Consider the following 13,310-nt stretch of genomic DNA (forward strand, 5'->3'; position numbering starts at 1 on the left):
CCCACCCTCCCGCCCCCTCCCGCCCCCTCCCGCCCCCTCCCGCCTTCCCGCCTCTCCCCTCCCCCCTCCCCTCTCCCTCCGAGCCCATCAAGCGCGCGATTATGCATGAAAGAATCACCCATCAGTGATTCGAGTTGGATCTTGCATCAGAGTATTCTGGAGACATGGGAGAACTCACCCCGGAAATAGAGAACGTGCGGCCCGACGGGGCGATGTACGACCTGATCATGAGTGTCGATCCGGCGGGGCTCACGCAGGAAGAATTACTGACGTTTGCCATTGTGACGCGGAGACTGAGAGCCAGCTGCGAATACGCCGAGCTGGCGGCGCTGGCGCAGGTACGGGACACCACCGAGCTGGCCATGGCGATCAAGGTGGCGGAGCCGGCGCTGATGAGGCTGCAAGAGACGGCGGCGGCCCTGGGCAGCCATCCGGCGCTGGCAGAGCGGTTTCGGGGCGGGGATATCGATCTGGCGCGGTTCGCGGCGGTGCAGGAGCGGACCCGACACCTGGAAGACCCGGCGCAGGTGAGTCACGTGGATCGCGTTCTCGCTGAGGTCGCTGGCGGGCTTACCCGGTCGCAGCTGTGTCGAAAGACCACGGCGCTGGTGGCCACCGCGGATCCGGAAGGGTACGAGCGGCGGTGCACAAAAGCCCGGGCAGAGCGGCGGGTGGAGTTCTCGCCGCTGCCGGACGGGATGGCGAAGCTGATGTGGACCCTGCCGGCGGCGGAGGCCAGGGAGCTGTTCCAGCAGGTGTGCGCGGATGCCCAAGGACTGCCGGCCGACGGGCGCACTACCGACCAGAAGCGGTGTGACGTGCTGATGGAAAGGGTGCTGGGCCAGCGGAAAGAATGGAACGTCAGGACGTTCGTCACGGTGGGGATGGAGACGCTGATGGGGCTCGACGACGAGCCGGGTCAGCTGGCCGGGTACGGGCCGATCGCGGCGGACGCGGCACGGGAGCTGGCGATGCGAGGACGCTGGCGGGGGATCGTGCTGGACGAGTACCGGAGAGCGGCGGCGATCAGCAAGAACACGTACCGGCCATCCACCCTGATGAAAGAGTTCGACCATGTGTCGAGTGGGGGAACGTGCACGGCGCCGGGGTGTTCGAGGCCGATCGAGGAGCATGACCACATCACGCCGTGGCCCGGCGGCAGCACGGAGCCTGCGAATCTACAAGGGCTGTGCCGCCGGCATCATCACGTCAAGCACGACAACTACAGCGTGACGCGGGATGCGGACGGGACGACGCACTGGACTACGCCGCTGGGGCGGCAGTACAGCACCCAAGCCCACCAATACTGAATGCCTAACGGCCGAACAGGCGGCGGCGCAGGAGGACCCATCGGCCGGTCGGCGGAGCGACGTCACGGAAGCGCGAGCAGTCGCACAAGGCGCAGTCGCTGCCCGGGCGGTAGTGCTCGTGAGCGGCGAGGGCATGGCCGCAGACGCAGGTTGAACCCGTTCCCACGATGCCGAAGCATACGGGTCAAGCCAGCGCGGCGATCATCCTGCCGACGAGAGCCAGGAACAACAGCGTGCCGAACACGAGGGCGACGACGTCCAGCCGACGGATCGGGCGGGTGCGACGCAGAGGCAGGCCGGGTTCGGCCGCCTTCTCGGCCAGCACGGTCCGCACGACGAGGACCGCAAGCCAGATCGGGCCCAAGACGGCCGCCAACACGACGAACGCTGTCTCGGTCACGGGCCGACCTTTCGCGCCGGGGAGCCGACATAGACGCCGGGATCGAGGCAGTCTCGGGTTACGACGCTGCCGGCCCCGATCACGACATCATCGCCGACGGTGACGCCGGGCAGAATCATCGCCCGGGCGCCGATCCACGCACGGTCGCCGATCTTGACGCTGCGGCCGCGAGGAACCTTGGAGACGCCACCGTCCGGGGTGCGGTCGTGGTGGGAGGTCACGATCATCACCTGCGGACCGATCTGGCAGTCACGGCCGATCTCGATCGGGGCGACGGCCTCCAGATAGAGCTCACGGTTGGCGAAAGTGCCAGCACCGATGCGGACGTGCCGCATCGGGCCGAGAAGCTTGGCGCCGGGGAAGATGTTGGGGGTGTCGATCCTCGCGCCGAACGCCCGGTAACCGAGCCACCGCAACGGCCGTGGGATGAGATTGCTGCCGAGCACGGTGTTGACCAGCACGCCGAACGTGGCGGCCCACAGGTCGATGCGGGCCTCGCGGATCAGCCGCCGGGCGAGGCTCATCGGTTCCCTTTCCCTCGTTCAATGACGCTGCGCTGCAACAGTTGGCTGTCGCCTTCGGAAGCTACGCGTTCGTAGTAGCCGTCGGCGATCAACCGGTCGGCCAGTGCCCCGGTCCAACCGGGCGGGGCTCCGAAGTAGACAGTGCCGTACGCGTCCTGGGCATGATTGATCACCAAGAAGTCCAGCTTGGCCTTGAGGACACAAGATTCGCCGTTCGGGAAGACGGTGCAACCGTCCTCGGCGGACACCTGACGCACATCCCCGACACGCTGCCACTCCAACGGGGCATACGACACCACCGTGCCGATGCTCTGGCCGTCGCGGGCAAGGTCGTAGGCCTTCTGCACAACGTCCACGTCGGCCCTGGTGAAAGCCACATACGCGTCGTTGCCGCCACGAACGGCGACGGTGGCAAGGATGGACAGGCCGAGGGCGATTGCCGTGAGGTAGGACCGTTTGGTGAGGGCGTCCAGAGCAATGCCGCCCAGCACCGCGAAGAACGGGAGGGCGAACAGGTAGCAGCGGATGAAGATCTCGCCACCGTACGGCTGCAACACCGCCAGCCCGAACGACGCCAACGCGAGGGCCGGCAGCACCAAGGATTTGCTGCCCCTACGCCGCAGCACGAGGAATCCGACGGCCGCCAACAACGCCGCCCCGCCCATGATGCCGATGCGGGTCAGGAGGATCGCCTGGCGGCCGGCGTTGCCGACGAAACGCTGGCCGATGCCCTGGCTCACCGAGGAGTTGAGATCGCCGATCGAACCGGTGATCACGCTCAGCTGCCCGATCCAGAACTCCCGCGCCGCCAACACGAACCAGCCGACCGCGAGGGCCAGCACCACAACCGGCAGCCAACGCGGCCACAGCCGACCCCACAGCACCAACACGATCAGCAGGCCGCCCAGCATGTACGGCGTCAGCTGGTGGGTCGGGGCGAGGGCCATCGCCAGCAGCACCACGAGCCCCTCGGCACGAAGCCGGTCGCCGGCCGAGTTGTCGGGTGCCGGCGGGCGCTGGATGTCGGCGCGAGAAACGGCCAGCGGGCTCGGGCTGACCAGGTGCTGGAAGGTGATGGCCAGCGCGGCCAACAGCAGGATGTACGTGGTGCCCTGGGGTGAGGCGTAATCCTGCTCGGTCCAGTTGGCCACCAGGAAGATCCAGGCCGCGATCCACGACGCCCGACCCGGGCCGACGATGGCGACGGCGATCGCCCGCACACCCAGCACGGCCAGCCCCGACAGCAGCACCGGCGCCCAGTTCAGCAGCACCGACGTGTCGTGCAGGCCGCTGGCCTCGGTCAGAAACGCCAGCAGGGCGAAGAATCCGGGCCAGCTGAACCTCGTGTCGAAGTTGTGCAGGACATCGCCGTGCGCGCCGATGTAGTTGGCGAAGCCGGAATGCAGCCAGGCCACCGGCAGCCGGGCGGCCGGTTCCGCCGCCGGCTGAAGGCCGTACACCGCGAAGATCGCCACCACGGTGATCAGCGTGAGCACGGCCGTTCGGCGGTTTTTCAGCAGCTCGACCGTGAACGCCGCCACCAGCAAGGGATACGCCACCAGCAGCAGCGGGGACAGCGCCGGCACCAGGCCGAGGCTGCCCAGCGTCGTCGGGTCGATCTCGCGGAACCCGACCAGCCAGCACAGCACCGCCGCACCGGTCAGCATCTGCGGCCGCCAGTCCTGTGTGTACTGTCGGCTTCCGGTCTCGACGGGGCGCTCGACGGTCATCGGGGTCACGCAGCGATCTCCAGTCGTCGGCGCAGGCTCAGGGCGGCGACGGCGGCCACGGCCAGTTGCACGGTGAGGAACCCGACGGCGAGCGGCACCAGGCCACCGGTCGGCAGCAGCGCCGCCACCGGGAGCATCACCGCCGCGCCGGCCAGTTGGAAGGCCGCGACCGGCATGCCCCGGCCGTCGGCCTGGAACACGCCCACGGCCAACAGGATCAGCAGCCGGGGCGCGAAGCCGATCAGCACCAGCATCAGCGCCGTGCTGCCCAATTCCACGTAGTCGGAACCGAAAATGCTCAGCAGCGGCCGCGCCAGCACCACGCCGACCACGATCATCGGTCCGAAGAAGACCGCCAGCCTGCTGCCGGCCAGCCGCACGAGCTCCCTGGCCCGGGCCGGTTCCGTCGCGATCCGCACCACCAGCGAGTTCACGAACCCGGTCGCCGCCACGTCCACCGCGTTCACGGCGGTCCACACCACGAAGAACACCGCCCCCGGCACCGGTCCGAAGCGGGCCGTGACGATCAGCGGCACCAGGTAGTACATCAGCGACTGGCCGATCGAGGCCAGGTAGGTCGGGCCCAGCAGGCTGACGACTTCGCCCCTGGTGGGCAGGATTCCGGGATCCAGATGTCGATCACGCCGTCGTGAGGCCGTCACGACAACAACTGTCGCCCCCAGCACCGCGAGGATGGTCGGCACCGCCCATGACAGCAGGATGCCCAGCGCCCCAAGGGATGCCGCCAGCACCAGCACCGCGATCCGACCCAAGCCGAAGCCCAGGTTCTTCACCAGCACCGCGCCGGCCCGGTCCAGCCCGGTCAGCACCGGGTCCTGGAACTGGAGCACCGCCCAGGCCAGCGTCACCACCACGAAGAGCGGCGCACCCCAGCCCGGCACCGCCGCTGCCGCCTGCCGGCCGGCCGGGAAGGCCAGGAACACCAACGATCCCAGCAGGGCTCCGGCCATCACCACCGCGTACGTCCGCAGCAGCAGCTTCCCGCTCCGGCCGCCCGCCCTCGGCAGCCAGCGCAGCACCGCCGGGCCCAGGCTCACCTGCGTCACGCCCGACACGAGCAGGAAGCCTGAGGTGAACGCCGCCGTCAGACCTACTTCCGCCGTCGGCACCAGCCTCGCCGAGATCACCCATCCCAGCAGGCCCGCCACCGACGTGAACGCCGCCCCGGCCGACAGCGCGATCCCGTCTCGCACCATCCGGCCGTCGTCGACCGTCGCCGTCACTGGTTGCCCCGCATGATGTGATGCACCAGCGGGACCATGCTCACCAGCGCAAACCCCAGCAGCGCACGCTCCGGATGCCAGTACCCCAGCGACAACATCGCCTGACTCAACAGGATCGACAGCGCCAGGCTCACGCCCACTGCCACCGTCCAGACGAAGGATTGGCGCCAGGGCCGCACATACGCCGCCACCGCCCAGCCGGGGACGGTCAGTGCAAACAGGACGGTCAGCGCCAATCGCCACGGACCGCTCACGCCGATGAGCACCGAGAGCGCGGTCAAGGCGGCGACAGAGAGCAGAACGATGGCGGTGGTCCTACGGTAAGCGAGGTCGGTCATTTCCCACCCCGCAACAACTTCAGCGGCGTCGGCGCGGTCTCCTCGGCCGCACGAACGGCGGCGGTGGCCTGAGGCTCGGGCAGGCCGAGACGGCGGCGTGGCCCGGTCAGCAGGCCGCGAAGCAGCGCGAACGGACCGGCGATCACGCCATGAAGCTCCGCTTTGGACAGTTCCGGCGGGAAATCCGCGCCGCGGCCGCGGTTACGGGCCGAGTCGCCGGCCAGGAAGTGCCTGATCCCGCCGGGCATGCGGCGGGCGACGGCCAGGAGCTCGGCCGGGCGGCGACCGACGTACACGGCAAACAGGGGCAGCAGACCGGTGCCGTAGCCCCGCATCTGGCCGATGAGCTCGTCGAGGCCGCGGCGATGCTCGTGCCGCACAACGGCATGCGGGGTGTAGACCAGCACGCCGCCGTTGCGCAGCAAGCGAATGAACAGCTCCAGGTCCTCGCCGGACTTGGTGGCGCTGCCGGCGCCGAGCAGAGGGTCGCAGCCGCCGAGCTCACGGTAGGACATCGCTCGCCACGCCATGCTGTTGCCGGAGCCGAACAGGCCGGCGGCGAAGGGGTACAGGGGCCCGGTCCGCGCATCGTCCGAACCGGACGCGCCACGGGCGTCGAACCTGGTGCGGCGGAAGCCCTTGCCGAAGCCACCCCACTGCTCGAACCACTGCTGCGCGGGCGTTTCCAACGCGTACGGCAACACCAGCCCGGTGACGCAGTCCACGGCCGGATCGGCAAACTCCGCCACCAACCGGTCCAACCACAACGGATCCACCACGGCATCGTCATCCGTGAAAGCGATGATCTCCCCGGACGCCTCGGCCGCGCCCCGGTTGCGGGCGTTGCTCAAGCCCCGCACGGGTTCCGGCACGTAGCGGACACGGTCGTCAGAGGCGGCCAACTCCCGCAGGGCACGGACTTCCGGCCGGTTGTCCACGACGACGACCTCAAGCCGCGGATACTCCGTCGCCAACACCGAGCGCACGCACCGCGCCGCCAACTCCGGCCGACCGGCGCTGGGCACGACCACCGTCACCGACGGCGTGGCGAACCGCTCGTCCTCGGTGGCCGGCAGATCCCACAAACCGTCGGGCTCCGCACCGGCGGCGACCGACACCTCGCCCAGCACGGTCAGCCCGTCACGCACCAGAACCCTTGCCGGATGAGGGAACCGTGGGGCGTCCTCGACGGAGCGGTCCCACTCCCCCACCGACACCGGCCCCAATTCACGATCGGCGCGGACCAGCTTCCCCCGGGCGTAACCGGCGGCGGCGAACAACACCGACACGACCAGGGCGAAGGCGCCGGCGACGTGCAGGCGCAGCAACTCGCGAAAGAAGGCGGCCGGGATGATCCGGGTGGTGTAGGCGCGCTCGGTCGACAGCGCGTCCCCGGCGCCGACCAGCCGCGACACCGCGGCCTTGGAGATTCCCTCGCCCCACGACCGTCTTCGCAGATACGACCAGCTCAGGCGGTCGCTGCTGACCCGGTGCCGCACCAGCGCCCGCGGCTCGAACACGATCCGCGCCGACGGGTCGTGCTGCCGCAGCCGGATGCACAGCTCGGTCTCCTCACAGCCGACCGGCACCGTGCCGACCCGTCCCATGTCCTCGGTGAACCCGCCGACGGCCTCGAACACCGTGCGGCGGAAGGACATGTTGCAGCCCATGAGGTTGCGGACCTCGGCGAGCTGGACCGGTTGCCCGGTATAGGTGCAGCCCACGACCCAGTCCAGCTCTCCGCGATCCGACGCAGCCGGCAAGGTGACCGGCCGCTCGATCGGCCACAGCGGTGTCGCCGCACCGCCGACGGCCGCGACCAGGGGGTTGTCGTACGGGGCGAGCAGCAGCTCAAGCCAGTCCGGCGAGGCGGCCGACGCGTCGTCGTCGAGGAACACGACGATGTCGCCGACGGCATGGGCCAGCGCCGTGTTGCGTGCCCCGGACAGCCCGCGACGATTCTCGTTGGCCAGCACGGTGACGCCGGCGATGCCGGCCGCACGGGCGGCCAACGCCGGGTTGTGGTCGATCACCAGCAGCAGCTGGTCGACCGGAATCGTTTGCGCGGCAACGGACTCGACGGCCGCGACGATATCGGGCCAACGGCGCTCGGTGTAGGCGCAGACGACGACGGTGACCGTCACGACGCGCGGTCTTCCGCCAGGTCGAAGCGCGGCGTCGGCAGGTGCGGCCGCAGGGTGGTGATGCCCGCTCTGCGGGCCCGCCCGAGCAACGTCGCCCGTCTCCGCTCGGCGAGAAGCGTCTTGAGCACGCGGAAGCCGTCGCTGAAGGTGCGCAGGTTGCTCTCACCGTGGATGCGGCGGCGCTCCACGCTGGGCACCTCGGTGATCGTCAGGCCGGCGGCGACGACCCGGCAGCTGATCACCGTCTCGATCTCGAAGCCGTCGCCCCACAGCAGGCCGTCGCCCCGAGCCACGCGCTCGACGGCCGGCAGGTCCAGCACCGGCACGATGTCCCGCCAGAAGGCGTTGTAGCCGTAGCACAGGTCGGAGAACCGGGTCCGGAACAGCACGTTGGACATGCCGTTGAGGCCGGCGTTGCCCAGGTTGCGCAGCGGCGTGATGTCCTCGCTGCCGCCGGCCGCGCCGTAGCGGGTGCCCTTGGCGAAGTCGGCGCCGGCGGTCAGCGCGGCCAGGAAGTCCGGGATCTCCGCCGGGTCGGCCGAGCCGTCGGCGTCGAACATGACGATCACGTCGCCGGTGGCGGCGAGGAAGCCGCAGGCCAGCGCGTTGCCCTTGCCGCGCCGTGTCTGCCGCACGACCCGGATGTCGGGTAACAGCCGGCGCGCGGTCGCCACGGTGTCGTCGACCGAGTCCCCGTCGACCAGGACGACCTCGTGCACGTCGGGTAACTCGGGCAGCACCCGCTCCAGGTTGCGGGCCTCGTTTCGGGCCGGGACGACGATGGTCACGGTGGGGCGTTCAGTGCGCGTCATGGTCTGAGTGCCTGCCTCGACGAACGGGTTTCGGACGGCATGTCCCGAATAATGCTGACGAGTGAACGTGACGTCCAGAGGTGACGTTAAGTAACTACCGGATCGGACGCGTGAACACGGAATGAATCCCCAGCTCGTCCGGCCATTAACCCCAGCTGACGGCGGTTGTGACCCTGTTCACGTCAAGAGTGCCGGCGATCGGAGGTAACGTTTGGGCCGGGAAGCCGATACCGCGGATGTGAGGGCGCGATGAGGGCCGCGACGCCTGCCGTTTCCGTCTGCGTGCCCGCCTACCAGGCGGAACGCTTCCTCGGCGCGACGATGCGCAGCGTGCTGGCGCAGAATCTCGGCGACTTCGAGCTGCTGGTCCTCGACAACGCGTCGACCGACCGCACCGAAGTTGTTGCACATTCATTCGACGATTACCGCATACGGGTGATACGGAACCCCCGGGTTCTCCCACTGGCCGAGAACTGGAACCTGGCCGTCCATTACAGCCGCGCGCCGCTGGTGAAACTTCTGTGCGCGGACGACCTGCTCCGACCCGATTGTTTGCGGTTACAACATCAGGCGCTAATCGGCCGGACCGATCTGTCGCTGACCGCCTGCCGGCGTGATTTCGTCGACGACGCCGGCCGCAGGCTGGTCGCCGGGCGCGGGCTGCGCGGACTGATCGGCCGGCACGATCGGACGGCGGTGGCCCGTCGGATCGTGCGCGACGGCGGAAATCCGGTCGGCGAGCCCGGGTCGGTGCTGTTCCGCCGGGAGCACTTCGAGGCCGTCGGCGGCTTCGACGGCCGGCTGAGCTTCCCGATGGATCTCGACCTGTGGCTGCGGATGCTCGACCACGGCGACTTCCACGGCATGGCCGACAGCCTGGCCGCCTTCCGCGTCCGGCCCGGCTCGCTGTCCGGAAAGGCCGGTCGGGCCGAGTATGCCGAGCAACGCTCGTACACCCGCCACATCGGCGGCGTTCGACCGGTCGACCGGGCACTGAGCTCCGTCAACGCGCCGGCCGCACGGCTGCGCCGGCAGGGTCTGTTTCTGCTGGCCGGCCACTACGCACGGCAATCGGGCTGATCGATAGCGGGCCTGCTGCCCGGCCGAACGGGCAGCAGACTCGACACCGCAGGCCTCCACTACGCCAGCAGCTTCTCGATCAGGGCGAGTTCCTCGTCGCTGAAGTCCAGGTTGGCCGCCGCGCCCACGCTGTCCTCGATCTGGCGGACGCTGCTCGCGCCGACCAGTGCCGAGGTCACGCGGCCGCGGCGCAGCACCCAGGCGATGGCCATCTGCGCCAGCGTCTGACCGCGGCCCTGGGCCACGTCGTTCAGTGCCCGCACCCGGTCCAGCTGCCGCTCGACGCCTTCGCTCGTCAGGAAGGGGCTGTCGCCGGCCGCGCGTGAGTCGGCCGGGATGCCGTTGAGGTACCGGCCGGTCAGCAGGCCCTGGGCCAGCGGCGAGAAGGCGATCGAGCCGGCGCCGGCCTCGTCCAGCACGTCGAGCAGGCCGTCCTCCACCCAGCGGTTCACCATCGAGTACGACGGCTGGTGGATCAGCAGCGGCGTGCCCAGCGCCTTCAGCACCGCCGCCGCCTCCCGGGTCTGCTCCGCCGAGTAGTTCGACACGCCGACGTAGAGCGCCTTTCCTTGCTGCACAATGGAGTGCAGCGCGCCCATGGTCTCCTCGACCGGCGTCTGCGGGTCCGGTCGGTGGTGGTAGAAGACATCCACGTAGTCCAGGCCCATGCGCCGCAGACTGGCGTCCACACTGGACACCAGGTACTTGCGGGAGCCCCACTCACCGTACGGGCCGTCCCACATCAGGTAGCCGGCCTTGGTCGACACCAGGATCTCGTCGCGGTACGGCTTGAGGTCGTCGGCGAACAGCCGGCCGAAGTTCTCCTCGGCCGACCCGGGCGGGGGGCCGTAGTTGTTGGCCAGGTCGAAGTGCGTGACGCCGAGGTCGAACGCGCGGCGCAGGATCGCCCGCTGCGTCTCGATCCGGTCGACGCCCCCGAAGTTGTGCCACAGCCCCAACGAGACCGCCGGCAGCTTCAGGCCGCTGCGGCCAACGCGGCGGTAGGGCATGGCGCGGTAGCGCGCTTCATCGGCGACGTACGGCATTCGACACTCCTGATCACCACGGACAACTCCGTGTCGAAGCCTAACCCGCCGCGAGTCCCGCTCTCGGGCAACCGGATGGAACTCTCGCATCCGCGGGTCGAGTTCCGGAACTCGACATTCAGCTGCTGGAGAGCGGGACTCGCGGTTCAGCCCGGTCGCCAGCCCGGGTCGGCGAGCTTGCGTTCCAGGGCATCGGCGTCGACGATGTGGTAGTAGCGGCGGTCGGTCAGCAGCACGCCTTCCTGACGCAGCAAGGCAAGGCCGTACTCCACGGACTTCGGCGAGGCCGTCACGAGCTGGGCCAACTCCGCCTGCGTGACGCCGCGCACCACCCACCCGGCCCCGGCCCGCTCGCCCAGTTCCCGGGCCAGGTCGAGCAGCTGCCGCGCCAACCGGGCCGGCACGTCCAGCGAGGCCCGGTACTCCTGGCGCCGGTCGGCCAGGGACAGCCTGTGCCGCAACAGATCCGTGACGAAGCGCAGCACCTCGGGGTCCTCGTCGGCCAGGGCGAGAAAGCGCTGTCCCTCGACGTGCACGGCCCGGCCGTGGGTCCGGGCGACGATGCTGGCCGAGCGGCTGGCGCCGGACAACACGCCCATCTCGCCCAGCACCGCGCCGGGACCGTAGAAGCCGAGGATGGAGTCGACGCCGTTCTGGCCGGGCAGCACGATCTTCACCGAGCCGGCCTCGATCAGCAGCACCTCGTGGCTCTCCTCGCCCGCGCGGCACAGCAGCTCCCCACCGCGGAACGCGGCCGGCCGCCCATGCGCCCGGAGCTTGGCCCGCACGGTCTCGAAGTCCACGCCCCCGTTGCTACCAGGTCGGCCGCCTTCCGGGGAACGACACGGCGCACCCTTCCCCCGAGCGGCGGCGTATTTTCCGCCCACGCGGGGGCGTCACGGCACGGCGTGCCCCCGCGCGGCGGTCCACAGGCGGTACCACTCGACGCCGGTCATCGCGGCCGCCTGGGCCTCCGCGTCGGCACAGGCGCGGATGCGGTCGGGGTTGGCGGTGCCGATCACGGGCTCGATCCGGGCCGGGTGGCGCATGAGCCAGGCCAGCACGATGGCCTCGGCGGTGGTGCCCTTCTCCGCGGCCATGGCGTTGACCAGGTCGTACGCGGCCTCATCGGCGGCGGCTCGCGGGGCGCCGCTGTAGATGCCCTGGGCCAGCGAGCCCCACGCCTGGATCCGGACGTCGTTCGCGCGGCAGTACTCGACGGTGCCCTCGGTGAAGCTCAGGCCGCTGCCCTCGGGGTGGTTGACCAGCACCGCGGACTCGACCCAGTCCCGCCGGTGCAGGCTCATCTCCAGCTGGTTGGCCACGATCGGCTCGTCCAGATGCCGTTGCAGCAAGGACATCTGCGCGGCGGACATGTTGGAGACGCCCAGGGCCCCGACCTTGCCGGCGGCGCGGAGCTCGCCGTACGCGTCGGCGACCTCGGCCGGCTCCAGCAACGGGTCGGGCCGGTGCAGCAGGAGGACGTCCACCCGCTCCACGCCCAGCCGCCGCAGGCTGGCGTCGACCCGCTCCAGGATCGCCGGCTTGGACAGGTCGTAGTAGGTCTGCAGGCCGCTCTCGCCCAGCCGGATCCCGCACTTGGTCTGGATCAGGACCCGTTCCCGCAGGCCCGGGTCGCGCCGCAGCACCTCGCCGAACACCTGCTCCGCCTTGCCGGCCCGGTAGATGTCGGCGTGGTCGAACCAGCTGACGCCGATCTCCAGCGCCGCGTGCACCGCCCGCTCGGCGAGGTCGACGTCGGCGCCGGTGTACGGGGCGTCGTCCCAGGTTCCGCCGAGGCCCATGCAGCCATAGATCATCGTCACGCCCCCGACTCTAGAACGGAAGACCGCGCGCCTGCTGGAGAGGCACTTCCGGCCCGGCTATCCTGGATCTTCCGCTGCCGACCCTGAGGTTCCGCGAAGCATGAGCGACTCGTCCGCCGTCCTGCCGGGGTATCCGGACCCACTGTGGATCCAGGCGGTCACGCTCGTGCGCGGGGAGATCGAGCGCGGGATCCTGAAGCCGGGCATGCGCCTGGCGCCGGAACGCGAGCTGTGCCAGCAACTGGGCATCAGCCGGGTTACGCTGCGCCGCGCGCTCGGGCACCTGGTCGAGGAAGGCGTGCTGAGCGCGTCCCGGGGCCGGGGCTGGTACGTGAGCCAGGCGGTGCAGCCACGCAAGGAGTGGCCCAACACCCTGGAGTCGTTCACCGAGACGGCGGCCCGGATGGGCCTGCAACCGCGTTCCGAGGTGTTGCAGAGCCGGGTCGACCCGGCGACCATCGACCAGGCCGAGCAGCTGGGCATCGCGCCCGGCACGCAGCTGTTCACGCTGGAACGGGTGCGGCTGCTCAACAACATGCCGATCGGCCTCGACCTGACCCGCCTGCCCCTGGCGCTGGCCCCGTACCTGTCCACGCTCGACTTCGGCGAGCGGTCCCTGTACGCGGCGCTGGCCGAGGCCGGCGTGGAGCCGGTGCGGGCGGACTCGACCATCGAGGCCACCAAGGCCGACGACCGCACCGCCCGGCACCTGGAGATCGAGCCGGGCGAGCCGATCCTCGTCATGCACCAGCTGGCCCTGAACGCCGGCCAGGAGCCGCTGTTCATCTCGACGATCCGTTACGCCGGCGAGCGCTACCGCCTGCGCACGTCGTTCAGCCGGACAGCTACTTAAGCG

The 13,310-nt window shown here is 69.9% G+C and carries 13 protein-coding genes; 3 read left to right on the forward strand and 10 right to left on the reverse strand.

Annotated elements, in window-relative coordinates:
- The first annotated feature begins 164 nt into the window (after positions 1-164).
- On the forward strand, positions 165-1,310 hold the full coding sequence (locus AB0M73_RS38340) for a DUF222 domain-containing protein (RefSeq protein ID WP_363901930.1): 1,146 nt from the start codon (positions 165-167) through the stop codon (positions 1,308-1,310).
- A 184-nt stretch (positions 1,311-1,494) separates the two neighbouring features.
- Here AB0M73_RS38340 and AB0M73_RS38345 read toward each other — a convergent pair whose 3' ends face one another.
- Genes AB0M73_RS38345 through AB0M73_RS38375 form a run of 7 tightly spaced genes read right to left on the reverse strand, consistent with a single transcriptional unit; the run spans position 1,495 to position 8,502 of the window.
- On the reverse strand, positions 1,495-1,710 hold the full coding sequence (locus AB0M73_RS38345; RefSeq protein WP_363901933.1) for a hypothetical protein: 216 nt from the start codon (positions 1,708-1,710) through the stop codon (positions 1,495-1,497).
- On the reverse strand, positions 1,707-2,234 hold the full coding sequence (locus AB0M73_RS38350) for a DapH/DapD/GlmU-related protein (protein ID WP_363901936.1): 528 nt from the start codon (positions 2,232-2,234) through the stop codon (positions 1,707-1,709). The genes AB0M73_RS38345 and AB0M73_RS38350 overlap by 4 nt, the downstream gene beginning before the upstream one ends.
- The gene (locus AB0M73_RS38355; RefSeq protein ID WP_363901939.1) at positions 2,231-3,973 is read right to left on the reverse strand and encodes a hypothetical protein; all 1,743 of its coding nucleotides are present in this window, start codon (positions 3,971-3,973) and stop codon (positions 2,231-2,233) included. Before AB0M73_RS38355 ends, AB0M73_RS38350 begins: the two co-directional genes overlap by 4 nt.
- A complete protein-coding gene (locus AB0M73_RS38360) occupies positions 3,970-5,208 on the reverse strand; it encodes a hypothetical protein (RefSeq protein ID WP_363901942.1) in 1,239 nt (412 codons plus the stop codon). The genes AB0M73_RS38355 and AB0M73_RS38360 overlap by 4 nt, the downstream gene beginning before the upstream one ends.
- On the reverse strand, positions 5,205-5,546 hold the full coding sequence (locus AB0M73_RS38365) for a hypothetical protein (RefSeq protein ID WP_363901945.1): 342 nt from the start codon (positions 5,544-5,546) through the stop codon (positions 5,205-5,207). Before AB0M73_RS38365 ends, AB0M73_RS38360 begins: the two co-directional genes overlap by 4 nt.
- The gene (locus AB0M73_RS38370; RefSeq protein ID WP_363901948.1) at positions 5,543-7,690 is read right to left on the reverse strand and encodes a glycosyltransferase; all 2,148 of its coding nucleotides are present in this window, start codon (positions 7,688-7,690) and stop codon (positions 5,543-5,545) included. The genes AB0M73_RS38365 and AB0M73_RS38370 overlap by 4 nt, the downstream gene beginning before the upstream one ends.
- The gene (locus tag AB0M73_RS38375; protein ID WP_363901951.1) at positions 7,687-8,502 is read right to left on the reverse strand and encodes a glycosyltransferase family 2 protein; all 816 of its coding nucleotides are present in this window, start codon (positions 8,500-8,502) and stop codon (positions 7,687-7,689) included. Before AB0M73_RS38375 ends, AB0M73_RS38370 begins: the two co-directional genes overlap by 4 nt.
- Before the next feature lie 249 nt (positions 8,503-8,751).
- Between AB0M73_RS38375 and AB0M73_RS38380 the strand changes: the two genes are divergently transcribed.
- Positions 8,752-9,582, forward strand: coding sequence for a glycosyltransferase family A protein (locus tag AB0M73_RS38380; protein WP_363901954.1), 831 nt, complete (start codon positions 8,752-8,754; stop codon positions 9,580-9,582).
- A gap of 59 nt (positions 9,583-9,641) precedes the next feature.
- Here the strand turns inward: AB0M73_RS38380 and mgrA are convergent, their stop codons facing one another.
- The 3 genes from mgrA to AB0M73_RS38395 form a co-directional block, all read right to left on the reverse strand.
- A complete protein-coding gene (gene mgrA / locus AB0M73_RS38385) occupies positions 9,642-10,628 on the reverse strand; it encodes an L-glyceraldehyde 3-phosphate reductase (protein WP_363901957.1) in 987 nt (328 codons plus the stop codon).
- A gap of 146 nt (positions 10,629-10,774) precedes the next feature.
- Positions 10,775-11,431 (reverse strand): Crp/Fnr family transcriptional regulator, encoded by a 657-nt coding sequence (locus AB0M73_RS38390; protein WP_052394095.1) that lies wholly within the window; start codon positions 11,429-11,431, stop codon positions 10,775-10,777.
- A 93-nt stretch (positions 11,432-11,524) separates the two neighbouring features.
- Entirely contained in the window at positions 11,525-12,448 is a 924-nt protein-coding gene (locus AB0M73_RS38395) for an aldo/keto reductase (RefSeq protein ID WP_363902066.1), read from the reverse strand.
- 106 nt (positions 12,449-12,554) lie between these two features.
- Here AB0M73_RS38395 and AB0M73_RS38400 point away from each other — a divergent pair, with 106 nt between their 5' ends.
- Complete coding sequence (locus AB0M73_RS38400) at positions 12,555-13,307, forward strand: GntR family transcriptional regulator (protein WP_363901961.1); 753 nt, start codon at positions 12,555-12,557, stop codon at positions 13,305-13,307.
- The last annotated feature ends 3 nt before the right edge of the window (positions 13,308-13,310 follow it).

It is taken from the genome of Kutzneria sp. NPDC051319 (genome assembly GCF_040682195.1).
In the GTDB taxonomy this organism is placed as follows: Bacteria; Actinomycetota; Actinomycetes; order Mycobacteriales; family Pseudonocardiaceae; genus Kutzneria.